21 protein-coding genes are annotated in these 23,801 nt (G+C 77.2%); 9 read left to right on the top strand and 12 right to left on the bottom strand.

Annotation, left to right across the window (positions count from 1 at the left end):
- Positions 1-170: 170 nt before the first annotated feature.
- The 6 genes from LPA54_RS14075 to LPA54_RS14050 form a co-directional block, all read right to left on the bottom strand.
- A complete protein-coding gene (locus tag LPA54_RS14075) occupies positions 171-1,106 on the bottom strand; it encodes an ECF transporter S component (RefSeq protein WP_308112845.1) in 936 nt (311 codons plus the stop codon).
- On the bottom strand, positions 1,103-3,052 hold the full coding sequence (locus LPA54_RS14070) for an ABC transporter ATP-binding protein (RefSeq protein WP_228977388.1): 1,950 nt from the start codon (positions 3,050-3,052) through the stop codon (positions 1,103-1,105). The genes LPA54_RS14075 and LPA54_RS14070 overlap by 4 nt, the downstream gene beginning before the upstream one ends.
- Positions 3,053-3,061: 9 nt before the next feature.
- Positions 3,062-4,156 (bottom strand): CbiQ family ECF transporter T component, encoded by a 1,095-nt coding sequence (locus LPA54_RS14065; protein WP_228977386.1) that lies wholly within the window; start codon positions 4,154-4,156, stop codon positions 3,062-3,064.
- On the bottom strand, positions 4,153-4,863 hold the full coding sequence (locus LPA54_RS14060) for an SCO2322 family protein (RefSeq protein WP_228977384.1): 711 nt from the start codon (positions 4,861-4,863) through the stop codon (positions 4,153-4,155). Before LPA54_RS14060 ends, LPA54_RS14065 begins: the two co-directional genes overlap by 4 nt.
- The gene (locus tag LPA54_RS14055) at positions 4,860-6,158 is read right to left on the bottom strand and encodes a prenyltransferase/squalene oxidase repeat-containing protein (protein WP_228977382.1); all 1,299 of its coding nucleotides are present in this window, start codon (positions 6,156-6,158) and stop codon (positions 4,860-4,862) included. Before LPA54_RS14055 ends, LPA54_RS14060 begins: the two co-directional genes overlap by 4 nt.
- A gap of 473 nt (positions 6,159-6,631) precedes the next feature.
- The gene (locus LPA54_RS14050) at positions 6,632-7,216 is read right to left on the bottom strand and encodes a TetR family transcriptional regulator (protein WP_228977380.1); all 585 of its coding nucleotides are present in this window, start codon (positions 7,214-7,216) and stop codon (positions 6,632-6,634) included.
- 268 nt (positions 7,217-7,484) lie between these two features.
- On the opposite strand from LPA54_RS14050, the gene LPA54_RS14045 reads away from it, so the two are divergent.
- Genes LPA54_RS14045 through LPA54_RS14035 form a run of 3 tightly spaced genes read left to right on the top strand, consistent with a single transcriptional unit; the run spans position 7,485 to position 10,664 of the window.
- Positions 7,485-8,804, top strand: coding sequence for a glycosyltransferase family 4 protein (locus LPA54_RS14045; RefSeq protein WP_228977378.1), 1,320 nt, complete (start codon positions 7,485-7,487; stop codon positions 8,802-8,804).
- A gap of 58 nt (positions 8,805-8,862) precedes the next feature.
- On the top strand, positions 8,863-9,597 hold the full coding sequence (locus LPA54_RS14040; protein ID WP_228977376.1) for a class I SAM-dependent methyltransferase: 735 nt from the start codon (positions 8,863-8,865) through the stop codon (positions 9,595-9,597).
- Positions 9,594-10,664: a prenyltransferase gene (locus LPA54_RS14035; RefSeq protein ID WP_228977375.1), complete on the top strand. Its 1,071-nt coding sequence runs from the start codon at positions 9,594-9,596 to the stop codon at positions 10,662-10,664. The genes LPA54_RS14040 and LPA54_RS14035 overlap by 4 nt, the downstream gene beginning before the upstream one ends.
- A gap of 176 nt (positions 10,665-10,840) precedes the next feature.
- Here LPA54_RS14035 and LPA54_RS14030 read toward each other — a convergent pair whose 3' ends face one another.
- The 3 genes from LPA54_RS14030 to LPA54_RS14020 form a co-directional block, all read right to left on the bottom strand.
- On the bottom strand, positions 10,841-11,695 hold the full coding sequence (locus tag LPA54_RS14030; protein ID WP_228977373.1) for a DUF5336 domain-containing protein: 855 nt from the start codon (positions 11,693-11,695) through the stop codon (positions 10,841-10,843).
- A gap of 97 nt (positions 11,696-11,792) precedes the next feature.
- Positions 11,793-12,725 carry an N-acetylmuramoyl-L-alanine amidase gene (locus LPA54_RS14025; protein WP_228977371.1) on the bottom strand — a complete coding sequence of 311 codons (933 nt, stop codon included), beginning with the start codon at positions 12,723-12,725 and terminating at the stop codon, positions 11,793-11,795.
- 10 nt (positions 12,726-12,735) lie between these two features.
- Positions 12,736-13,416, bottom strand: coding sequence for a class I SAM-dependent methyltransferase (locus LPA54_RS14020; protein WP_228977369.1), 681 nt, complete (start codon positions 13,414-13,416; stop codon positions 12,736-12,738).
- 167 nt (positions 13,417-13,583) lie between these two features.
- Between LPA54_RS14020 and LPA54_RS14015 the strand changes: the two genes are divergently transcribed.
- From LPA54_RS14015 to LPA54_RS14005, 3 genes are all read left to right on the top strand, one after another.
- Positions 13,584-15,128 (top strand): MFS transporter, encoded by a 1,545-nt coding sequence (locus LPA54_RS14015; protein ID WP_228977367.1) that lies wholly within the window; start codon positions 13,584-13,586, stop codon positions 15,126-15,128.
- Between the two features lie 404 nt (positions 15,129-15,532).
- Positions 15,533-16,282: a GNAT family N-acetyltransferase gene (locus LPA54_RS14010; protein ID WP_228977365.1), complete on the top strand. Its 750-nt coding sequence runs from the start codon at positions 15,533-15,535 to the stop codon at positions 16,280-16,282.
- Positions 16,283-16,507: 225 nt separating this feature from the next.
- Positions 16,508-17,407, top strand: coding sequence for a MaoC/PaaZ C-terminal domain-containing protein (locus tag LPA54_RS14005; RefSeq protein WP_228977361.1), 900 nt, complete (start codon positions 16,508-16,510; stop codon positions 17,405-17,407).
- A gap of 284 nt (positions 17,408-17,691) precedes the next feature.
- Here LPA54_RS14005 and LPA54_RS14000 read toward each other — a convergent pair whose 3' ends face one another.
- Positions 17,692-18,849: a hypothetical protein gene (locus tag LPA54_RS14000; protein ID WP_228977359.1), complete on the bottom strand. Its 1,158-nt coding sequence runs from the start codon at positions 18,847-18,849 to the stop codon at positions 17,692-17,694.
- A gap of 411 nt (positions 18,850-19,260) precedes the next feature.
- Between LPA54_RS14000 and LPA54_RS13995 the strand changes: the two genes are divergently transcribed.
- Genes LPA54_RS13995 through LPA54_RS13985 form a run of 3 tightly spaced genes read left to right on the top strand, consistent with a single transcriptional unit; the run spans position 19,261 to position 22,192 of the window.
- Positions 19,261-20,100, top strand: a complete 840-nt coding sequence (locus LPA54_RS13995) for a Nif3-like dinuclear metal center hexameric protein (RefSeq protein WP_228977357.1) — start codon at positions 19,261-19,263, stop codon at positions 20,098-20,100.
- Positions 20,097-20,840 carry a zinc ribbon domain-containing protein gene (locus tag LPA54_RS13990; RefSeq protein WP_228977628.1) on the top strand — a complete coding sequence of 248 codons (744 nt, stop codon included), beginning with the start codon at positions 20,097-20,099 and terminating at the stop codon, positions 20,838-20,840. The genes LPA54_RS13995 and LPA54_RS13990 overlap by 4 nt, the downstream gene beginning before the upstream one ends.
- Positions 20,840-22,192, top strand: a complete 1,353-nt coding sequence (locus LPA54_RS13985) for a bifunctional RNase H/acid phosphatase (protein WP_228977355.1) — start codon at positions 20,840-20,842, stop codon at positions 22,190-22,192. The genes LPA54_RS13990 and LPA54_RS13985 overlap by 1 nt, the downstream gene beginning before the upstream one ends.
- A gap of 52 nt (positions 22,193-22,244) precedes the next feature.
- Here the strand turns inward: LPA54_RS13985 and eda are convergent, their stop codons facing one another.
- A complete protein-coding gene (gene eda, locus LPA54_RS13980) occupies positions 22,245-22,913 on the bottom strand; it encodes a bifunctional 4-hydroxy-2-oxoglutarate aldolase/2-dehydro-3-deoxy-phosphogluconate aldolase (protein WP_228977627.1) in 669 nt (222 codons plus the stop codon).
- Between the two features lie 66 nt (positions 22,914-22,979).
- Positions 22,980-23,762, bottom strand: coding sequence for a peroxide stress protein YaaA (gene yaaA / locus LPA54_RS13975; protein WP_228977353.1), 783 nt, complete (start codon positions 23,760-23,762; stop codon positions 22,980-22,982).
- Between the last annotated feature and the right edge of the window lie 39 nt (positions 23,763-23,801).

Here is a 23,801-nt window from a genome sequence, read left to right as displayed (position 1 = left end):
CTCGGGGAGGCTCGCCATGAGGCACTCGGCAGGACCGCGAGGCGGTCGCGCTGCCGTCGGTGCCCGGCGACGTCATCCACCAAAGCAGCGCGGGCCGGCCCTGGCAACGCCCCCCGTGTACGAGGCGGGGTCGGAGGAAGCCGCCGCGCCCCCGTTCCGCGTTGGGGCGATCAGCGCAGGTCGCCGCGGGGAGACGGGCCCCCCGCCGACCCCTCCCCGGGACCACTAAGGGACCTCGTTTGTGACGTGGGTCCTGTGGGGGGCCTCACCCGGAACGCCCCCTCCTGGGGCGCTTTGTCGCCTTCGAATGTGACCTGGGCCTCGAAGGCGGCCCGGCGCGTCGCACGCCGCAGAGCCTTCAGGACCGTGGATCCGATGGTCACCGTCAGCACCACCGTCAGCGCCGCCCGCCCCAGGTCCCAGCCCATCGACGTCGCCAGGCAGTACGCCCCGAACCGGACCAGGTTCGTGTGCAGCGGCTCCCCGGGGTGGAAGGCGATCCCGCTGGAACCGGCCGGCAGGGCCAGCACCCACCCCTGGAGGTTCATGGCCGTCCCGTACGCGAAGGCCGCCACCGCCCCGTACGCCGCCAGCAGCGCCAGCTCCCCGCGCCCGCGCAGCGTCCCGCGCCCCGGGAGCAGCCCGGCGCCCATGGTGAACCACGCCATCGACAGCATCTGGTACGGCATCCAGGGGCCGACCCCGCCGGTGAGCAGCGCCGACGCGAACATCGTCACCGCGCCCAGCACGAAGCCGAACCCCGGCCCCAGCACCCGGCCGCTCAGCACCATCAGGAAGAACATCGGCTCCAGGCCCGCCGTGCCCGCACCAAGCGGCCGCAGCGCCGCGCCCACCGCGGCCAGCACGCCGAGCATCGCCACCGCCTTGGCGTCCATGCCCGCGTCGCTGATCGTCGCCACGACCACCCCGACGAGCAGCGGCAGCAGCGCCGCGAACAGCCACGGCGCGGCCCCGGCGTGCGCCGCCGCCAGCCCCGACGCGTCGTCCGCCAGCAGCGGCCAGCCGAACGCGGCCACCCCGACCGCGCTGACCAGGACCAGCGCGGCCACCGACCGCGGACCGAGCCGCACCGGCCCGGCCGTCACAGCGCCGCCTCCACCTGGGCGACGGTCAGCCACGGCAGCGGCGCCAGCACCTTGGCGACCTGCGGCGCGAACGCCGGCGACGACACGACGACCTCGTGCGTCGGCCCGTCCGCGACGACCTCCCCGTCGGCGAGGATCACCACCCGGTGCGCCAGCTCGGCCGCCAGCTCCACGTCGTGCGTGGCCAGCACGATGGCGTGGCCCCGCGCCGCCAGCCCGCGCAGGACCTCCACCAGGCGGCCCTTCGCGGCGTAGTCCAGGCCCCGGGTCGGCTCGTCGAGCAGCAGCACCCGCGGCCGGCCGGTCAGCACGACCGCCAGCGCAAGCGCCAGCCGCTGCCCCTCGGAGAGGTCCCGGGGGTGGGTGCCGCCGGGCACGCCGGGCAGCAGCGCGGCCACCAGCTCGCGGCAGGCGCCGGGAGCGGCCCCCGCGTCGGTGTCGGCGGCCGCGCACTCGGCGGCCACCGTGTCCGCGTACAGCAGGTCGCGCGGCTCCTGCGGGACCAGGCCGACCTCCCGCACCAGCTCGCCCGGCGGGGTGCGGCCCGGGGCCAGGCCGCCCACGGCGACCCGGCCCGACGCGGGCGCCACCATCCCCACCAGCGCGCCGAGCAGCGTCGACTTGCCCGCGCCGTTGCGGCCCATGAGCGCCACCGTCTCGCCGGGCCGCACTTCCAGGTCCACGCCCCGCAGCGCCTCCACCCGCCCCCGGCGCACGGCGAGGCCCCGCACGTCGACCACGGCGGCGGCCTCGCCGGCGCCGCCGGCCCCCGGGACGTCCCCGGCCGCCCGCGCCCCGGCGCCCGGCGCCGCCGCGTCCCCACCGGCGGCGGTCGCCGTCCCCGCGCCCCGCCTCCGGAACGGCCGACGCGGGCGCCGTCCCCGCGACACGGGCCCCGCGGCCCGCCCGGCCCCGCCGGGCGGGACCGCCGGCACGGGCGAAGCGGACGCGGGCACGGGCGAAGCGGACGCGGACGCCGGTAGGGATCCGGGCCCGGCCACCGGTACGGATCCGGGCCCGGCCACCGGCGCGGAGCCGGGCCCGTCCCCGTGACCGGGCGTGGAAGCCGGCGAGTACGGGGAGGCGGGCGCCGCGCCCGGCGAGTACGTGGGGACGGGCGCGGGGGTGGTGCCCGCCAGGCGTTCGCGCAGCGGGGCCGCCCGTCGGCGCGCGTCGCGCACGGTGAGGGCCGGCGGGATCCAGCCCGCCAGCCGCGACAGGCCGACCACCGGCGGGTGCACGGGGGAGACCCGCATCACCTCGGCCGGCGGACCGACCAGGACGGGCGAGCCGGGCCCGCGCAGCAGCGCCACCAGGTCCGCGTACTGCACCACCCGTTCCAACCGGTGCTCCGCCATCAGGACCGTCGTGCCCAGGTCGTGCACCAGGCGCTGGAGCACCGCGAGGACCTCCTCCGCGGCGGCCGGGTCGAGCGCCGACGTCGGCTCGTCCAGGACCAGGACCTTCGGGTGCGTGGTGAGGACCGAGCCGATCGCGACGCGCTGCCGCTGCCCGCCCGACAGGGACGCGATCGGCCGGTCCCGCAGCTCGGCCAGGCCGAGCAGGTCGAGCGTCTCCTCGACCCGGCGCCGCATCACCTCCGGGGGCAGGCCCAGCGACTCCATGCCGTACGCGAGTTCGTCCTCGACCACGTCCGTGACGAAGTGCGCCGACGGGTCCTGCCCGACCGTGCCCACCACGTCGGCCAGCTCACGCGGCCGGTGCGTGCGGGTGTCCCGCCCGTCGACCGTGACCCGGCCGCGCACCGTGCCGCCCGTGAAGTGCGGCACGAGCCCCGACACGGCGCCCAGCAGCGTGGACTTGCCGCTGCCCGACGGGCCGACCAGCAGCACCAGCTCGCCCTCGGGGACGGTCAGGTCCACGTCCCGCACGGCGGGCGCGGCGGCGTCCTCGTAGGTCACCGTGACGTTCTCGAAGCGGATCACCAGGACTCCTCAGCGGTCTTTCGGGACGGGCGCGACGAACGCGGGCAGCAGGCCCACCAGGACGGACAGCGCGGGCCACAGCGGCAGCGCGGGGGCCTGGAGCGGGGTGACCCCCGGCCGCAGCGCCTCGGCGTCCGGCCCGGCCGCCGCCACCGCCACGAGCACGGCCACCGCGGCCCCCGACGCGGCGACCAGCCACGTCCGCGCGCCCCACCGGTCGGGCCGGTACCGGGTGCGGGGCGTACGCCGCCCGCCCAGCCACAGCCCCGCCAGGGCGGCGGCCGCACCGGCCGCCAGCAGCGGCAGGCCGTACCCGGCGCCCTCCACCGCGAGCAGCCCGTACGTGCCCGCGCACACCCCCAGCAGCCCGCCGAGCGTCAGCACGGTCGTGGTGTGCCGCACCGCCGCGGGGACCGCCGCCGTGCGCCCGTACCCGCGCGCGTCCATCGACGCCGCCACCGCGACCGACCGCTCCAACGCGCCCTCCAGCACGGGCAGGCCGATCCCCAGCACCGCCCTCACCCCGCCCGCCGGCCGGCCCCGCAGCCGCCGGGCGGTCCGCAGCCGCGCCACGTCGGCCACCAGGTTCGGCGCGAACGTCATGGCGACGACCACGGCGACCCCGGCCTCGTACAGCGCGCCCGGCAGCGACTTGAGCAGCCGCGCCGGGCTGGCCAGGGCGTTCGCGGCGCCCACGCACACCAGCATCGCGGCCAGCTTCGCCCCGTCGTACACGGCGAACACCAGCTGCTCGGCGGTGACGCGGCCGCCGATCCGCATCCCCTGCGCCCACTGCGGCAGCGGCACCTCGGGCAGCGTGACCAGCACGTGCGTACCGGGGATGGGGGAGCCGAGCGCCATGGAGAACACGACGCGGATGGCGATCACGGCCAGCCCGAGCTTGAGGAACGCGCCGTAGGAGCGGGCCCAGGGCGCGTCGGTGCGGCGCGCGGCCACCACGTACCCGGCGACCGCCACGAGCAGCCCCAGCAGCAGCGGGTTGGTCGTGCGCGACGCGGCGGCGGCGAGGCCGAGCGCCCACAGCCACCAGGCGCCCGCGTGCACGGCGTTGGAGCGGTGCGCCTCGGGAGCGCGCAGGTTCACGGGCGCCCGCGGCGACGGGCCCGCAGGAGGGCGGCGGTGCCGAGCGCCACGACGGCGGCGGCCCCGGCGAGCAGCCCGACCGACGGGCCCCCGCCCCCGGCCCCTTCCCCGGCGTCCTCGCCCGCGGCGGTCCGCCCGGCGGCGGAGGACTCCGGCGCCCCGGACGGCTCGGGCCCCGCCACCTGCTCGCCGCAGCCCTGCCGCGGATAGCCGGAGATCGCGCACAGCAGCGCCTGGCCATTGTAGCGCAGCGGCGCCGCGACGGCCGCGAGGGCCTCCGCGCCGGTCGCGTCGGGTCGTACCCGCGCGCACCCGGTGCGCGCGGCGGGCGGCGCCTCGCCCGGCGGGGCGTCGGCGGCGGAGCCGAAGTCGATGACGACCGCGACCCGCTTGCTGCCCTCGGCGGCGGGCGTGCCCGCGCAGACGGCGGCGAAGTCGGGCGCGCGGCGGGGCCGGTCGGCGTCCCGGCTGTCGGCGCTCACGGCGAAGCGGTAGCCGTGGACGGTGCCGTCGGCCGGGCGGGCGGTGGCCGGCCCCTGGGTGGCGTACGCCCACGACCCGCCCGTGCCGCTCTCCCAGAACGACCAGTAGCGGTACCCCGCCGCCTGGGCGGTGCCGGCCGCGCCGAGCACGGCCCACGCGGCGAGGAGCGCGGCGGCGGCCGCGGCGAGCGGCCGGCGGGCGCGGCCGGAGCGCGTACGGGTCACGGCTTGCGCTTCCCGCCGCGGCCGCTGAGCAGGAAACCGACGCCGATGCCGGCGACGAGGAAGACCGAGACGAGCAGCCAGACCGGGAAGCCGGACTCCTCCTCCTTCTTCGCCTGCTCCGTCCCGTCCTGCTCGTCCCCGCCCTGGTCCCGGGTGTCGGGCGTCGACGCGGGCTTCGGCCCGGTGGCGTTGAGCTGCGCGACGAGGTCGGCGCCGCCGAAGGCGCGCGGGTCGGCGCCCGCCGTGTGCGCGGCGAGGATCAGCTGCGCGTACGCGGCCGGCCCGCCTTCCTTCGCCCAGGCGGCGGAGTTCCCCTCCAGCCAGGTCATGGCCCGCGCCGCCGCGTCCCGGTGGCCCGCGGCGGCCAGGGAGAGGGCGGCGTCGGCGGTGTTGCCGACGTCGGGCCGGGCGGCGGTGGCGGAGGCGCCGGGCATCGGCGGCAGGTCGAGGTGGCCGGTCTTCGCGACGGCGGCGGCCAGGTGCGCGGCGCCGTTGCGGGCGGCCCGCTCGGCGGTCGGCTTCGCCGCGTCGACGCAGGTGGGCTCCTGGTCGGGGGTGACGCCCCGGACCAGGGCGTGCTTGCCGAGGCCCGCGAGGACGGCGGCGGCGGTCGCGTCGTCGTTGGCGCGGAGCGTGCCGTCCTTCTCGGGCTGGTAGGCGAAGGCGCCGCCGCCGGGCTTCGCGGAGCAGGGCAGCGCGAAGGTGAGCAGCGCGTCGTAGGGGGACTTCCCGCCGGCGGCCCGCACCGAGCCGGGCTTCTCGCCGACGGCGGCGAGGGCGCTGACGACGAGCGCGGTGGAGTTGGCGTCGCTGGGGGAGCCGGGGTTGTAGCCCCAGCCGCCGTCGTGGTTCTGCACCAGCTTCAGCCAGGCCGTGGCGTCCGCGCGGGCCTGCCGCGTCCGGTCCTCGTGGCTGTCGACGCCCTTCAGCGCCTGGAGGGCGACGGCGGTGGCGTTGGTGTCCAGGGGCTTGCCGGCCGGGCAGTCGCCGGCGGTGTCGGCGCGGAAGGAGGGGAAACCGCCGTTGTCGCACTGCTGGTCGAGCAGCCAGGCCACGGACTGCTCGGCGGGCTCGACACCGGTCGCCTGCTGGGCCATGAAGGCCAGCGACTGCCGCCACACGCCGTCGTAGGTGGGGTCCTTGGCTCCGTACAGGCCGGCCGGGACGGCGGGGGCCGACGGGGACGGGGCGGGCGACGGCGCGGCGTGCGCGGCGGGGGCGACCGCTCCGGCGACACCCGCCAGCAGGACGGCGGCGGCGGCGAGCGCCGTGGCGCCGCGGCGAACGGTGGTCATGGCGGGGTGCCTCTCCTCCGGGGGCCGGGCGCCGGGGCACTCGGGCACCGGGCTCGGCTCCGTACTTCCTGGACGGTGCCGGTCACCGGGCCGTTCCCGGGGACGCGAGCCGGTCACGACCCGGTACCGAGCCGGCTCGGCGGAGCGGCTCGCCGTGCGGGCCCCCTGTTCGGCGGAGCCGGGAGCGCGCCAGGGGGGCGTCGCCGGAATTGCACCGGCTTCCTCCCGTACGGGCATGAAGCGACGGCCACACTTTACCCGTGGGTCACCTGGCTTCTCGGGGCCACCCGGCGCCACCGCGGCCGACCCCGCACGCGGCCCGTGGCCCCGGCCCGGTGCGGCGCGCGGTCCGGTGCGGCCGGTGGCCCGGTGCGGCCCGGGGGTGCGGGATCACGGCGCTGTGGCCGTCCGGCGGTCCGCCGCGCCCACCCGTTCCGCCCCGGGCGGAACGCATGCCCACGGCGGGGGCGGGGTCAGGTGACGAGCCGGCAGGCCGTCTCGATGTCGGTGCGGACCTGGTCGATCGAGGCCCGGCCGGAGAGCCAGGTGATCAGCGCCGAGTGCCAGGTGTGCTCGATCACGCGCACCGCCGCCAGCTGTTCCGGCGTCGGCCTCTCCTGCCCCATGGCGTCCAGGATGATCGCCGTGGTCTGCCGGGAGACGGCCTCCACCTCCGCGCTGACCCCCCGGTCGGCGAAGATCAGCGCCCGCACCATGGCGTCGGCGAGCTGCGGTTCGCGCTGGAGCGCCCGGAACGCCCGCATCAGCGTCTCCGCCACCCGCTCGGCCGCGGTGTCCCCGGCCGGAGGGCGCCGGCGCAGCGTGGAGTGCAGGCCGTCGAGCTGGTCCTGCATGGTCGCCACCAGGAGGTGGACCTTGGAGGGGAAGTACCGGTACAGCGTGCCCAGCGCGACCTCCGCCGCCTCCGCGACCTCCCGCATCTGCACCGCGTCGAAGCCGCCGCGGCCGGCCAGCCGCGCGCTGGCCTGGAGGATGCGGCGGCGGCGCGCCTCCTGCCGCTCGGTCAGGTGCGGCGCCTGCCTGCCTTCCGCTGTCATGGGTCCCCGTCGATCCGTGCCGTCGGACGTGTCCGCGGTGCCCGGTGCCCGCGGGGTCCGCGCCGTCGTGTTCCGTGCGGTGGTGCGCGCCAGTATGGCCGGGCCCGGGTGGTGGCGCGAATCACCTGTTCCGGCCCTCGCGGCGGCGCTACCTGCCGGTAGATTCGATGCACCTCCGAGCGATCTGGAACGACCGACTCTGAAACTTGTTCTAGATTAGCGCGACCGGTTACGCTCCGCCGAAACGCAGGGATGGAAGGGGCCGCGAGTGACCGCTGAGGCCATAGCGTCAGGCCCCCGTGCGGGCGCAGCCGCCGACGGAGACCACCCGCTGCGCATCGCCCTCCTCACGTACAAGGGGAACCCGTTCTGCGGCGGCCAGGGCGTCTACGTCCGCCACCTCTCCCGGGAGCTCGCCCACCTGGGCCACCGCGTCGAGGTGATCGGCTCGCAGCCCTACCCGGTCCTCGACGCCGTCGGCGAGGGCGTCACCCTCACCGAGCTGCCCAGCCTCGACCTCTACCGCCAGCCGGACCCCTTCCGCACCCCCGGGCGCGGGGAGTACCGCGACTGGATCGACGCGCTGGAGGTCGCGACCATGTGGACGGGCGGCTTCCCCGAGCCGCTCACCTTCTCCCTGCGCGCCCGCCGCCTCCTCGCCGCCCGCCGCGGGGACTTCGACGTCGTCCACGACAACCAGACCCTCGGCTACGGACTCCTGGCCCCGCTCGGCGCCCCGCTCGTCACCACGATCCACCACCCGATCACCGTCGACCGGCGCCTGGAGCTGGCCGCCGCCCCGAGCTTCAAGCGCCGCGCCTCGGTGCGCCGCTGGTACGCCTTCACCCGCATGCAGAAGCGCGTCGCGCGGCGGCTGCCGTCGGTCCTCACCGTCTCCGGCTCCTCCCGCCGGGAGATCGTCGACGACCTCGGCGTGCGCCCCGAGCGGATCCACGTCGTCCACATCGGCGCCGACACCTCCCTGTGGTCGCCCGACCCGTCGGTCGCCGAGGTGCCCGGCAGGATCGTCACCACCTCCAGCGCCGACGTGCCGCTCAAGGGGCTCGTCCACCTCGTCGAGGCGCTCGCCAAGCTCCGCACCGAGGTCCCCGACGCGCACCTGCTGGTCGTCGGCCGCCGCGCCGAGGACGGCCCCGTCGCCCGAGCCATCGAGCGGTACGGGCTGGAGGGCGCCGTCCGCTTCGTCAAGGGCGTCAGCGACGCCGAGCTGGTCGACCTCGTGCGCGGCGCCCAGGTGGCCTGCGTGCCCTCCCTCTACGAGGGGTTCTCCCTGCCCGCCGCCGAGGCCATGGCCACCGGCACGCCGCTCGTCGCCACGACCGGCGGCGCCATCCCCGAGGTCGCGGGCCCCGACGGCGAGACCTGCCTGGCCGTCCCGCCCGGCGACGCCGGCGCCCTCGCCGCCGCCCTCGGCCGCCTGCTCGGACCGGGCGGCGCGGAGCTGCGCGCCCGCCTCGGCGCCGCCGGCCGCGCCCGGGTCCTGGAACGCTTCACCTGGGCCCGCGCCGCCCAGGGCACGGTGGAGCGCTACCGCGAGGCCGTCGCCGCGCACGGAGCCCGCCGATGACGACCACCCCTCCGGCACCCCCGTCCCCCCTCACGGACCGTGAAAGCAGGCCCCGCACGTGCTGACCGTCGACTTCACCCGCTTCCCGCTCGCCCCCGGCGACCGCGTACTCGACCTGGGCTGCGGCGCGGGACGGCACGCCTTCGAGTGCTACCGGCGCGGCGCCCGGGTGGTGGCCCTCGACCGGAACACCGAGGAGATCCGCGAGGTCGCCAGGTGGTTCGCCGCCATGGAGGAGGCCGGCGAGGCCCCGGCCGGCGCGACGGCCACCGCGATGGAGGGCGACGCCCTCGACCTGCCCTTCCCCGACGCGACCTTCGACGTGGTCATCATCTCCGAGGTGATGGAGCACATCCCCGACGACAAGGGCGTCCTCGCCGAGATGGTCCGCGTCCTCAAGCCGGGCGGCCGCATCGCCGTCACCGTGCCCCGCCACGGCCCCGAGAAGATCTGCTGGGCGCTGTCCGACGCGTACCACGAGGTCGAGGGCGGCCACATCCGGATCTACAAGGCCGACGAGCTCCTCGGCCGGATCCGCGAGGCCGGCCTGCGCCCCTACGGCAGCCACCACGCGCACGCCCTGCACTCCCCGTACTGGTGGCTGAAGTGCGCGTTCGGCGTCGACAACGACAAGGCGCTGCCCGTCCGCGCGTACCACAAGCTGCTGGTCTGGGACATCATGAAGAAGCCGCTGGCCACCCGGCTCGCCGAGCGGGCGCTCAACCCCGTCCTCGGCAAGAGCTTCGTGGTGTACGCGACGAAGCCCCACCTCCCGGCGGGCACCGCGCTGTGACGTTCCCCGAGCGGACCGAACACCTCACCCTCCCCGGGGTGCTGACGGCCGAGCAGGCCGCCGAGACCGTCGCGGGCATCCTCGCCGCGCAGCGCGGCAGCGGCGCCATACCGTGGTTCCGCGGCCACCACCTCGACCCGTGGGACCACACCGAGGCCGCCATGGCCCTGGACGCCGCCGGGGAGCACGAGGCCGCCGCCCGCGCCTACGACTGGCTCGCCCGCCACCAGAACGCCGACGGCTCCTGGTACGCGGCCTACCACGACGGCGACGCGGACCGTCCGACGGACCTGGGCCGCGAGACGAACTTCTGCGCCTACCTCGCCGTCGGCGTCTGGCACCACTACCTGAGCACGGGCGACGAGGCGTTCCTCGACCGCATGTGGCCCGCCGTGTACGCCGCCGTCGAGTTCGTCCTGCGGCTCCAGCAGCCCGGCGGTCAGATCGGCTGGAAGCGGGAGGCCGACGGCACCCCGGTGACCGACGCCCTGCTCACCGGCAGCTCCTCCGTCCACCAGGCGCTGCGCTGCGCGCTCGCCATCGCCGAGGCGCGCGAGGAGCCGCAGCCGGACTGGGAGCTGGCGACGGGCGCCCTCGCGCACGCCGTGGCCCGCCATCCCGAGCGCTTCCTCGACAAGGACCGCTACTCGATGGACTGGTACTACCCGGTGCTCGGCGGGGCGGTGACCGGCGCCGCGGCCCGGGAGCGCATCGACGCCCGCTGGGACGAGTTCGTCGTGCCGGGCCTCGGCGTGCGGTGCGTCGTCCCCAACCCGTGGGTGACGGGCGGCGAGAGCTGCGAACTGGCCCTGGCGCTGTGGGCGATCGGCGAGTCCGACCGGGCCGTTGACGTGCTGCGCTCCATCGGCCACCTGCGCGCCGAGGGCGGCATGTACTGGACCGGGTACGTCTTCGAGGGCGAGCGGGCGTTCTGGCCCGAGGAGCTGACGACCTGGACGGCCGGGTCGCTGCTGCTGGCCGTGGCGGCGCTCGGCGGCGACGAGGCCACGACGGCGGTGTTCGGCGGCGAGCGGCTGCCGCGCGGGCTGGCCCCCGACTGCTGCTGACCCGGCCGGCCCGGCCCGGTCCGTCCGTCCGGACGGCCGATCGACCGACCGACCGACTGACCGGAGCGTTCCGCCGGCCCGCCTGACCGGGAGCGTCCGGCCCGGACGTGACCAGGGCCCGTCCCCGCACCTCGGTGCGGGGACGGGCCCTGGCGTCGTCCTACGGGGCGGGCGGCTCAGCCGCGCTGGATGCCCGTGGTGTCCTGCAGGACGCCGCGGCGGCCGTCCTGCGTCTGCGCCACCAGGGCGGCGCCGCGCTGCTCGACCGCCAGGTACCAGGTACCCGGCGCCAGTTCGGCGATCGGCGTCGGGGAGCCGTCCTCGGCGTACAGCGGACGCGCGACCGGCACGGCGAACCAGAACGGGGCGAAGTCCCCGGCGGGCGCGGCCTGCTGCGCCGCGGCGGGCGCGGCGGACTGCTGCTCCGGCTGGTGCGGGGCGTCGGGCTGGCCCGGCTGACCCGGCTGCGGGGCGCCCGGGTAGCCGTAGCCACCGGTGCCGCCCTGCGGCGCGCCGTACGGCTGGCCGGCGCCCGGGTAGCCGTAGCCGGCGCCGCCCGTCACGCCCGGCTGGGCGCCGTACGGCTGCGGGGCCTGCGGACGCGGGGCGCCCATCAGCGGCGCCTTGAGCGCGCCGACCAGCGGCGAGGCGACCGCGCCCGCGGCGAGCACGATGGTGGCCAGCAGGCCCAGGATCATCCCGGCGCCCGCGGAGCTCATGTCGATGATGGTCCAGAACGCGGTCCACAGCGCGAAGACGGCCAGGGCGACGCCGAACTGCCCCAGGTCGAGACCGGCCACCTTGCGGCCCGGCAGGGTCCGCGCGACGACGATCAGCGCCGCGGCGATGACGCCGGCGAGGAACATGCTCATCAGCAGGCCGAGCGTGTCCCAGGCGTTGGTCTCGTAGCGCCCGCAGTCGACTCCGGTAGGACAGTCGATGCTGGCCAGGTTGAGGAACGAGGCGATGAACAGCACCACCGCTGCTCCGATCACCACGCCATCGCCTCGAGTGAGGGAGCGGATGTTCACGTGAGAAGTCCTTCGTCGGTTTGTCGTCGTCGTCAGGGGTGGCGCGAAGCACGCGGGGGCGGCCCCATCGTACGGACGAATGTATCGTCCGCCCGACCTACCCGAGCAGGTAGGTGCTGATGCCGTCCGCGATTCCCTGGGCGGCTTTCTGCCGCCACGCCGGATCCGCCAGCAATGCGGCGTCGTCCGGGTCACGCATGTTGCCGCATTCGACGAACACCTTGGGCACGGTTGACAGATTCAGTCCGCCGAGGTCGTCGCGGACGTGCAATCCCGTGCCTCCGCCGAGGTAGTTGGCCGGTGCCGATCCGGTCGCCCGGGCGAACGCTGCCTGGATGCGCTCGCCGAGCGTACGCGACGGCCCGACGATCGGCGCCGTGTCCGCCGCACCCGCCTTGACCAGGGCGGGGAGGATCACGTGGTGGCCGCGGTGGCCGACCGCCGAGCCGTCGGCGTGCACGGACACGACGGCGTCGGCGCCCCTGCCGCCGCCCGCCGCGTTGCCGATGCGGGCCCGCTCGTCGACGCACGGCCCGAAGGGGCGGTCCGCGTCGTGGGTGAATTCGACGGTGGCGCCCTTCCCTTGCAGGACGGTGCGCAGACGACGTGAGACGTCGAGGGTGAATGCGGCCTCGGTGTAACCGGCGTTGGTGGAGGTGCCGGTGGTGTCGCATTCCTTGCGGTGGGTACCGACATCCACCGTTTCGCTGATCTCTGCGGGGTGCTGAAAATTCCCCGGATTGTGACCTGGGTCGATCACCACGACCTTGCCGGTGAGCGGCGCGGCGCCCGTCCGGGTCGACGGGGCGGACCCCGGTCCGGTCGCGCCGGACGCCACCGGCGCGCCGGACGCCCCGGGGGCGGGGGAGCCGTCCGCCCCCCGGGCACCGCCCGCCCCGCCGCCGCCCGGCCCGCCGGGGAAGACCCCGGTGAGCGGCCCGGCGAGCGCGGCGGCCGCGGCGAGGGGGACGGCGGCCAGCAGGACGGCCTTGGTCAGGCGGCGGCGCTTGCGCGTGTCATCGTCGTACACGCGGGCGAGCCTAGGCGGTGGCGGCGGTTCCGGCCCGGTCCGCTGCGGCCGTTCGGCGCAGTACCCGCAGCGAGTCCGTCACCGAGACCTCGGTGAAGCGGCCGGACTCCAGCGCCCGCAGGTAGATCCGGTACGGGGCCTGGCCGCCGGCCGCCGGGTCGGGGAACACGTCGTGGATGACGAGCAGCCCGCCCTCGGCGACCTTCGGCGCCCATCCCTCGTAGTCGGCGGTCGCGTGCTCGTCGGTGTGGCCGCCGTCGACGAAGACCAGCCCGACCTCCCCCGCCCACACCCGGGCGACCTGCGGCGAGCGCCCCACGACGGCCACCACGTGCTCCTCCAGGCCCGCCGCGTGCAGCGTCCGCCGGAAGGTCGGCAGCGTGTCCATCAGCCCCACCTCGGGGTCCACGACGGTCGGGTCGTGGTACTCCCACCCCGGCTGCTGCTCCTCGCTGCCCCGGTGGTGGTCGACGGTGACCGCGACGGTCCCGGCCCCGCGGGCCGCCTCGGCCAGCAGCAGGGTGGAGCGCCCGCAGTAGGTGCCGACCTCCAGCAGCGGCAGCCCCAGCCGCCCGGCCGCGACGGCGGCCGCGTACAGGGCCAGGCCCTCCCGGACGGGCATGAAACCCTTCGCGGCCTCGAACGCGGCGAGCGTGCGCGGCGCGGGCCGCGGGGTGGGGGCGGCGCTCATGGGCGGGCCTTTCCGGTGGTGCGTACGGACGGGGACCATCGTGCCGCACACCCCCCTCGGCCCCACCGGCGGCCTCTCCCCGGGCGAGGACCTACGTCCCCGGACGGGGGGCCCGTACACCGGAATCGGGATGTACGGGGTGCGACCCAGCTGCGACCATGACACGCATGGCCCAGCCCCGGACAGACACCGACGCGGCCCCCGCCGCCGGACCCGCCCCGCTCCCCGCCCGCCCCTGGGCGGTGATCCTCGCCGCCTGCGCCGGGACGTTCCTCGTCGTGCTCGACGTGTCCGTCGTCAACGTCGCCCTGCCCTCGATGCGCGCGGACCTCGGCCTGTCGGCGCCCGCCCTCCAGTGGGTGGTGAACGCCTACGCCATCGCCTTCTCCGGCTTCATGCTGCTCGGCGGGCGGGCCGCCGACCTGTTCGGGCGGAAGCGGATGTTCCTCCTGGGGCTGGGCGTGTTCACCCTCGCCTCGGTGGCGGGCGGCCTCGCCCAGGAGGGCTGGCAGCTGCTGGCCGCGCGGGCGGCCCAGGGGCTGGGCGCCGCCGTGCTGTCGCCGGCGACGCTGACCATCGTGACGAGCGCCGTGCCGGAGGGCCCGGCGCGGACGCGGGCCATCGGCACCTGGGCGGCGGTCGGCGCGGGCGGCGGCGCGGCCGGCGGCCTCGTCGGCGGGCTCATCACCGACCTGCTCGACTGGCGGTGGGTCCTGCTGATCAACGTGCCCGTCGGCGCCCTCGTCCTCGTGGCGGGCGCCGTGTGGATCCGGGAGGCCCGCACCGGCGCGGGGCGCCGCCTGGACCTGCCCGGCGCGGTCCTCGCCACCGGCGGGCTCGCCGCCTTCGCGTACGGCGTCGTGCAGACCGAGCAGGCCGGCTGGACCACGGCGCGGACGCTGCTGCCGCTGCTCGGCGGGCTGGCGCTGCTCGGCGCTTTCCTGGTCGTGGAGTCCCGGACGGCGGAGCCGCTCGTCCCGCTGGGGGTGTTCCGGGTGCGGGCGGTGTCGGCGGCGAACGCCGCGCTGTTCGTGATCGGCTCGGCGACGTTCTCGTCGTGGTTCTTCATGACGGTCTACGCCCAGAACGTCCTCGGCTACGACCCGCTGCACGCGGGCCTCGCGCTCATGCCCAGCTCGGTCGGTGTGGTCCTCGGCTCGAAGGTGGCGCCCCGCCTCATGCCGCTGTTCGGCGCGCGCCGGCTCGCCGTGGCGGGCGCGCTGACCACCTCGGCGGGCTTCGCCTGGCAGTCGCTGCTGGATGTCGACGGGCAGTACCTGACGGCCATCATGGGGCCGGGCGTGACGATGATGGTCGGCGTGGGGCTCGTCCTCACCCCGCTGGCCTCGATGGCCACCTCCGGGGCCGCTCCCGGCGACGCCGGGCTCGTCGCGGGCCTGGTGAACACCTCCCGCACGATGGGCGGCGCGGTGGGCCTCGCCGTCCTGTCGACGGTCGCCGCGGCCGGCGCCGCCGGCGCCGCCACCCCGCAGGCCCTCACCGCCGGCTACGCCCTCGCCTTCCGCACCGGCGCCGGGATCCTCCTCGTGGCCGCCGCCTTGATGCTCCTGTGGCTCCCGCGACCCGCGGTGCCCGTCCCCGCACAGGGCCGGGCCCCGGTCCCCGTCCCGGCTCCCGCGCCCGCCCCGGTTCCCGTTCCGCCCCAGGCGCAGCCGCCGGCCCCGGCGAGGGACGTGAAGCGGACCGGCTGAGGGCGCCGCCCGAGAACCCGGGGCGGGCCACGCGACGGTCCCGGCCGAGGGCCGCCACGGCCGCGTGGCGCCGTGGCCTCGTGGCCGGGTGGCGCCCCGGCCGGCCCGTGGGAAAACGCGTTGCGCACCGGCCGCGGGCCGTGCGACGCTCACCGCCGCGGCCCCGCACGGGGCCGACTCCCGCCCCCACCCCGAGGGATCGAAGCCCATGATTGCGGCGTCCACCAGCGGCCGCCGTCGGCGCTGACCGTTCGACACGGCGGCCCCACGTCTGCGGTGCCCGCGCCATGCCCGCGCGCACCGATCGCTCCCGCGCGCCCGCTCCCGCCCGCCCGCCGTCCCGTCGACGGCGCACGCATCCGGGCGGCGCGCTTCCCGAGACACCAACGTGAGGTCACACCACCGTGGACGACCACGTCCAGAGCTTCGCCGTAGCCCACCTCCGCCGCCGACCCGTGGTGGTCGAGACCGGGGGGTTCGTCATCGGCGTCGATCCCACCAGCACCAGCCCGTACCTCAACTACGCCACGCCCCTGCCCGGGGCGCGGCCGACCACCGGGGACGTCGCCGCGCTGGTCGGGGCGTTCCGCGAGCGGGGGCTCAAGCCCCGCCTGGAGTTCGCTCCCGGCGCCGCCCCCGGGGCGGAACCCGCCCTGCGCGCCGCGGGGTTCACCACCGAGGCGTCGCACGCGTACCTCGTGTGCACACCGGACACCTTCACCCCGCCCCTCTCCGCCGCCTCGGTGGAGACCCCGGCCACGGACGAGGAGTACGCGGCGGTCGACGCGGCCCTGTGCGAGGCGTACGACCACGCCTTCCCCGCCTCCCCGGAGGGCGCGGCCCGGCTGCGCCGCGTCCAGGAGCGGGGCGGCGCCGTCCGCTTCGTCCGCACGCCCGACGGCGGCTGTGCGGCCGCCGCCACCTGCTCGGCGCCGGCCGCGGGCACCGCCGAGGCGGCCGGCGTCGGCACCCGGCCCGCCTTCCGCCGTCGCGGCCACGCCGCCGCGGTCACCGCCGGCGTCACCGGGGCGCTGTTCGACCGGGGCGCCGGCTCGGTGTGGCTGGAGTACGGGGGCGAGGGCTCCCGGCGCGTGTACGAGCGCCTGGGCTTCCGTCCCCGGGGCACCCGCCTCTACCTCGCCCTGGAGGACTGACGCACCGCCGGGAGGCCCGCGCACACCCCCGCGCGCGGCCTCCCGGCCCACCCGGGCTCCGGCCCACCGGGCCTGCCCGGCCCCCGCCGTCCCGGCCGCCTTCCTCCGCGGGGCGCCGGACGCTATACAGGAGGCCGCCCGCCCCCACCGCCGCCGTCCGCCCCGCCCGACCCCCGTGCCGGGCGTCCGTCCGGCCGCCGTACCACCGCGAACGGAGCGCCCCGTATGCCGATCGACGTCCGCCGGGCCCTCACCGCCGCCCCCCGCGCGGCCGCCGTCGCCTGGGACGCCGCGGACGTCCAGCTCTACCACCTGGGCATCGGTGCCGGAGCCCCCGCCACCGACCCCGCGGAACTGCGCTACGTGCTGGAGTCCCGGCTGCACGTGCTGCCCGCCTTCGCCACCGTCGCCGGGGCGAGGTCGGGTGTCATCTCCGCCCTCTCCGCGCGGGGGGTCGACGTCGACCTCGCCGCCGTCCTCCACGGCGGGCAGCGCCTCGACGTGCACCGGCCCCTCCCGGTGAGCTGCCGCGCCGTCACCACCTCGCGGGTGACCGCCGTGTACGACAAGGGCCGGGCCGCCGTGATCGTGCTGCGGTCCGAGACGGCCGACGCCGACGGGCCGCTGTGGACGAGCGAGGCGGAGGTGTACGTCCGCGGTGAGGGCGGGTTCGGAGGCGAACGCGGCCCCGCCCGGCCGGCCACGGCCCCCGACCGCGCCCCCGACCGGACCCTGGAGCGGCCCGTACGGGAGGACCAGGCGCTCCTGTACCGGCTCTGCGGCGACCGCAACCCCCTGCACGCCGACCCGGAGTTCGCCCGGCGCGCCGGGTTCGAGCGGCCCGTCCTGCACGGCCTGTGCACCTACGGCATGACGCTGAAGGCGGTCGTCGACACGGTGTTCGGCGGGGACGTCACCCGGCCCCGCGCCTGGCACGCCCGCTTCACCGGCGTCGTGTACCCCGGGGAGACCCTGCGCGTCCGGATCTGGGACCGCGCCGGCACCGACGCCGGTGCCCGGGTCGCCGAGGCCGGTGTCCGGGTCGCCGTCACCGTGCCCGAACGCGACGACGCCCCCGTCCTGACCGGCACGGTGGGGGAGCGGCACGGGCGGGCCCGGACGTGACGAGGGCCGCCCCGGACACCGGGACGGCCCGCATGCGTGGCCGGCGACGCGCGCGCCGGCCACCAGGACACCCCCTAGGCCGCGGCGGCTCCGCGGCCGGTCTCCCTGCGGTGGCGGCCGTGCGGCTGCGCCGTCGTGTCCTCCGACGGCGCGGGGCCCCCGCGGTGCTTTCCGGAGCCGCCGGCGTCCCCCTGCGGTCGCAGCGCGCGGGTCGTGTCGGTGCTGGCCTCAGACATGTGGTGAAGTCACCCCGTAATGATCGCTGTTGACATGCGGCGGTGAGTCTAACCGGGCACCGCGCGCCCGGTCAGGGGTGCCTGCTGCAACGGCACCGGCCTGCACACGACAGGAGTCGCGGAGCGGCCGGACGGTTCCCCATCTGCGGGTTCCGCTTGTGCGGGGCTCGTGTCGGCAACCGGTACGAGCGCTTCCGCCGCGCCCTCGACACGGGCCAGGCCGCACGGCGCCGAGGCGTGCGCGTACGGCAGCAGCAGCACCCCGTCACGCGTCCACAGCCCCGCCCCGGCCAGCCAGCCCTCGGGCGCCGGCAGGTGCAGCAGCCGCCGTGCCGCCGGCCGCCACACACCCACCCAGCTGCCCGCCGCCGCGTCGACCCGGAACGCCACCGCGCACGTCTCGGGCGTGAGCACCTGCCCCGGCTGGACCGAGATCGGGGTCAGGGCCGTGTCCGCCGGCCGCAGGCACTCGGGGAAGCGCACGGGGCGCGCGCTGCCCAGCACCCCCCACCCCAGCCGCTCCCGGCCCGGCGAGGGGGCGTCCGAACCGATCAGCAGCAGCCCGCTGTCCGGGTCGGCGAGGAGCAGCCGGTCTCGGCTGTCCTCCGTGATCTGGAGCAGTGGGGTCACCTCCCCGCCGCGCCCCAGGTCGACGGCGACGGCCTTGACCGGCCCGCCGTCCGCCTCCCGGTCCAGCGCCAGCAGCCGGCCCTGCCGGTCCAGCCACACCCCGCCCGAGCAGCGCCCCCGCACCTCCGCCACGTGCTCGGGCCCGCCGGTGCCGCCCGCCACCCGCCAGACGGCCGTCGACCGCTCGCCGACCGCCAGCGCGTACGCGCCCGTCCCGTCGGGGGCGGGCGGCAGCAGCCGCACCGCGTCCGCCCCGACCGCGCCGAGCGGCAGCTCGCCCGTCTCCGGGCCCGTGGGGTAGAGCAGCGAGAAGGTGTGCCGTCCGGAGACGCGGCGGGCGATGAGGACCCGTCCGTCCGCGAGCGGCAGCAGCTGGGCGTCCGGGTCCTCGGGCTGGCCGAGCGGCAGGGGGACGGCGTACGGCTCCGGTCCGTCGAGCGTCCAGCGCTCGGGGAACAGCGCCTCGCCCCGGCCGGCGAGCCGGGCCGCGTAGGAGCCGTCCGCCGCGACGGCGAACCGGGTCCCGCCGGCCGCGCCGCCGTCCTGCGGGGCGGTTTCGATGGCACAGGCAGTCATGGCTCGTCACCTCCGGCCCCGAAGCTAGTTTTCGTACTCCCTGCCGAACCGTGCGAACCCTCCCGCTTCACACATAAGGGTGGCGGTCGGCGGGTTCGCCTGAGCGGGAGGGCGTCGATGTGCTCGCCGTCGCCGCTGGTGGGCGGCGCGGCGGCACCGAGCGGAAGCGGCAAGTCCGGTCCCGGGGCGGCCCCCGCCCGCCGTGGGACGGGGGCCGCCCCGTACGAACGGCCGGGCGCCGGACGGGCGCGGGGAGGCGCGTGCGTCGGTGTCCGGAGAGGGCGCGGTAGGTGCCCGTCCCGGGTGTGCGGAGCTGCCCGGGCGGGGAGGCGGGACGGCGCCCGGAGAGGGTGCGGGGGAGGGCCCGGGGAGGGGGCCCGCCCCTCCTTGCCTTGCGGGTAGCCTTGCCTCGTGCCACGTCTCACCGAAGTACTCGCCGAGCTCGACGCCCTCTGGCCCCCCGAGCGGGCCGAACAGTGGGACGCCGTGGGCACCGTCTGCGGCGACCCGGACGCCGAGGTCGACCGCGTCCTCTTCGCCGTGGACCCCGTCCAGGAGGTCGCCGACGAGGCCATCGCGCTCGGCGCGCAGCTGCTGGTGACCCACCACCCGCTCTACCTGCGCGGCACGACGACCGTCGCGGCCTCCCACTTCAAGGGCCGCGTCGTGCACACCCTCATCAAGCACGACGTCGCCCTGCACGTGGCGCACACCAACGCCGACACCGCCGACCCCGGCGTCTCCGACGCCCTCGCCGGCGCCCTCGACCTGCGGGTCGTCGGCCCCCTCGTACCGGAGAACGGCCTCGGCCGGATCTGCGAGCTCGACCCCCCGGAGACCCTGCGCGAGTTCGCGGCACGCGCCGCCAGGCGGCTGCCCGCCACCGCGCAGGGCATCCGCGTCGCGGGCGACCTCGACGCGCCCGTGCGCCGGGTCGCCGTCAGCGGCGGTTCGGGCGACAGCCTCTTCGACGCCGTGCGCGCCGCGGGCGTCGACGCCTTCCTCACCGCCGACCTGCGCCACCACCCGGCGTCGGAGGCCACCCAGCACACCCCGCTCGGCCTCGTCGACGCGGCCCACTGGGCCACCGAGTGGCCCTGGTGCCAACTGGCCGCCGCCCAGCTCGACGAGATCTCCGACCGCCGCGGCTGGAACCTGCGGGTGCACGTCTCCAAGACGGTCACCGACCCGTGGGCCGCCCACCACACGTCCCCCGTCGCTCATCACACCTCCCCAGGAGCCCCCAACTGAACGCCGCGCCCGCCGACCAGATCCGCCTCCTCGACGTCCAGGCCCTCGACACGCGCCTGTCGCAGCTCGCCCACAAGCGCAGGACCCTCCCCGAGCACGCCGAGATCGAGGCGCTGAACAAGGAGCTCACCCAGCTGCGCGACCTGCTCGTCGCCGCGCAGACGGAGGAGGGCGACTGCGCGCGCGAGCAGACCAAGGCCGAGCAGGACGTGGACCAGGTCCGCCAGCGCTCCGCCCGCGACCAGCAGCGCCTCGACTCGGGCGCCGTCTCCTCCCCGAAGGACCTGGAGAGCCTCCAGCGGGAGATCGTCTCCCTCGCCAAGCGCCAGGGAGACCTGGAGGACGTCGTCCTGGAGGTCATGGAGCGCCGCGAGTCCGCGCAGGCCCGGATCGAGGAGCTGACCGGCGGCGTCGCCGCCCTGCAGGCCAAGGTCGACGACGCCACCGGCCGCCGCGACCGCGCCCAGCGGGAGCTGGACGCCGAGGCCGCCTCCGTCACCAAGGAGCGCGAGCTGGTCGCCGGCTCGGTGCCGGCGGACCTGATGAAGCTGTACGAGAAGATCCGGGCGCAGCAGGGCGGCGTCGGCGCCGCCCGCCTGTACCAGCGCCGCTGCGAGGGCTGCCACATCGAGCTGAACATCACCGAGGTGAACGAGGTCCGCGCCGCCGCCGGCGACTCGGTCCTGCGGTGCGAGAACTGCCGCCGCATCCTGGTCCGCACCTCGGAGTCCGGCCTGTAATGAGCGGCGAGCGGCTGTCCGAGCTGATCGTCGAGGCCGACGGCGGCTCCCGGGGCAACCCCGGCCCGGCCGGGTACGGCGCGGTCGTCCTCGACCCGGTTTCGGGGGAGGCGCTCGCCGAGGCGGCGGAGTTCATCGGCGTGGCGACGAACAACGTCGCCGAGTACAAGGGCCTGCTGGCCGGCCTGCGCGCCGCGCGCGAGCTGGCGCCGGACGCGCCCGTGCGGGTGCGGATGGACTCCAAGCTGGTCGTCGAGCAGATGTCCGGCCGCTGGAAGATCAAGCACCCGGACATGAAGCCGCTCGCCGCGGAGGCCGCGCGGATCTACCCGCCCGGGCAGGTCACGTACGAGTGGATCCCGCGCGAGCGCAACAAGCACGCCGACCGGCTCGCCAACGAGGCCATGGACGCGGGCCGCGCGGGCCGGCAGTGGCAGCCGTCCGCCTCGCGCGCCGCGCTGGACGCGGGTGCGGCCCGCGTGGTCGGCGACGCGACGGCGGGCGCGGCGAAGGCCCGCGCGGCACTCGCCCACGCCGCACTCGCCCACGCCACGGCGCCACCGGCGGACGACGCCGCGACCGCCTCCCCGGCCCCGACCGCCGCCACGCCCCCCGCCGGGCCGCCGCCCGCGCCGGCATCGCCCGCCCCCGCCGCCGCCGAGCCCGCCCCCGCCGCCGGGGCGTCGCCCGCGACGCCGCCCGTCGGCTGGGCCGCGCCCGCCGACCTCGGGGCGCCCGCCACCTTCGTCCTGCTGCGGCACGGCGAGACGGCGCTCACCCCGCAGAAGCGGTTCTCCGGCAGCGGCGGCAGCGACCCCGAGCTGTCCCCGGCCGGGCTGCACCAGGCGCGGGCCGTGGCCGCGGCGCTCGCCGCGCGCGGCACCGTCCAGGAGATCGTCTCCTCCCCGCTGCTGCGCTGCCGCCAGACCGCCGAGACCGTCGCCGAGCGCCTCGGCCTCGACGTGGGCGTCGACGACGGCCTGCGCGAGACGGACTTCGGGGCGTGGGAGGGGCTGACCTTCGCCGAGGTGCGCGAGCGGTACCCCGACGACCTCGACGCCTGGCTGGCCTCGCCGAAGGCCGCGCCCACGGGGGGCGGCGAGTCGTTCGCGGCGGTCGCGCGCCGGGTCGCCGCCGCCCGCGACCGGTTGACGGAGCGCCACGCGGGGCGGACCGTCCTGCTCGTCACGCACGTGACGCCGATCAAGACGCTGGTCCGCCTCGCCCTGGGCGCCCCGCCCGAGGCGCTGTTCCGCATGGAGCTGTCCGCCGCTTCCGTCTCGGCCGTCGCCTACTACCGGGACGGCAACGCCTCCGTCCGGCTGCTCAACGACACGTCCCACCTGCGCTGACCGGCCCGGGACGCGCGCCCGCCGCACCCGGGCCCCGCCGCCGGGCGCCGCGTCACCGCCCCGCGCCGCCGGGCACCGCGCCCGGCCGCGCCGCGAGGGCCGCCGCCCCGCGTGCCAGGGACTCGACCCGCGCCCAGTCCCCGGCCGCGAGCGCGGCGGGCGGCGCCACCCAGGTACCGCCCACGCACGGGACGTTCGGCAGCGCCAGGTAGCCGCGCGCCGACCCCGGCGTGATCCCGCCCGTCGGACAGAACCGCGCCGACGGCAGCGGCCCGGCCAGCGCGGCCAGGTACGCGCTGCCGCCCGCCGCCTCGGCCGGGAAGAACTTCATCTCCCGCACCCCCCGCTCCAGCAGGGCCAGGACCTCCGACGCGGTCGAGACCCCCGGCAGGTACGGCACCCCCGACGCCTCCATCGCGTCGAGCAGCCCGCCCGTCCAGCCGGGGCTCACGAGGAACCGCGCGCCCGCCGCGACCGCCTCACCGACGGCCCGCGCCGACACCACCGTGCCCGCGCCGACCAGCGCCCCCGGCACCTCGGCGGTGATCGCCCGGATCGCGTCGAGCGCCGCGGGCGTCCGCAGGGTCACCTCGACCGCCGGCAGACCGCCCGCCACCAGGGCGCGCGCCAGCGGCACCGCCCCGGCGGCGTCCTCGACGACCACCACGGGCAGCACGGGCCCGCCCAGCGCGGACAGCAGGTGCGGCGTCACGCCCGGCATCCTGCCCGCGCCCGCCACCACCCGCAACGGCCGTTGCGCTCCACGCAACAGCGCCCGGTGCGGGGGTCAGTGCACCTCGTCCACCAGCACGTCCAGCGACCACGCCTGGCCGGCCTTCTCCGGTACGGCGCACTCCACGACGTACCCGAGGTCACGCAGCGCCTCCACCAGCTCGGCCGGTCCCGCCGGCGCGGCGCCCGCCTCCAGCAGGCTCCGTACGATCCGGCCCTTGGTCGCCTTGTTGAAGTGGCTGACGACCTTCCGGGTCGGCGCGTGCAGCACCCGCACCGTCGCCGTGCGCCCGGCGGTCTCGCCCTTCGGCCGCCACGCCGCCGCGTACGCCGCCGACCGCAGGTCCAGCACCAGGCCCTCCCCGGCGGCCTCCGGCATGACCTCGGCCATCGGGCCGCGCCAGTACGCGCCCAGCGCGCCGAGCCCCGGCAGGCGCACGCCCATGGAGCAGCGGTACGACGGGATCCGGTCGTCGACCCGCACCGCGCCCCACAGCCCCGAGAAGACCAGCAGCGACGACCGGGCCCGCTCGCGCGCTGCCGCGTCCAGCGTCGCGAGACCCAGCGCGTCGTACAGGACGCCCGTGTAGACCTCGCCCGCCGGACGGGCCCCGGCCCGGAGCAGCCCGGCGTTCTTGGCGACCTCGCCGCGCAGCCCCTCGCTGAGCCCCAGCACCTCGCGCGCCTTCTCCTCGTCGGCCGCGCACAGCTCGACCAGCTCCGCGAGCACGGCCGCCCGCGCCCCGGCCAGCCCCGGCAGGGACAGCGACTCCGGCCGCAGCGGCGCGCCGCGCCCCGAGGCGGCCTTGCCCTCCGACGGCGGCAACAGCACGAGCATGGTTCTCCTCACGTACGGGTGGACCGGGGGTGCGGCCCC

It is taken from the genome of Streptomyces sp. DH12 (assembly GCF_020873895.1).
Taxonomy (GTDB): domain Bacteria; phylum Actinomycetota; class Actinomycetes; order Streptomycetales; family Streptomycetaceae; genus Streptomyces.
This window is presented reverse-complemented; position numbering and strand designations above follow the sequence as displayed.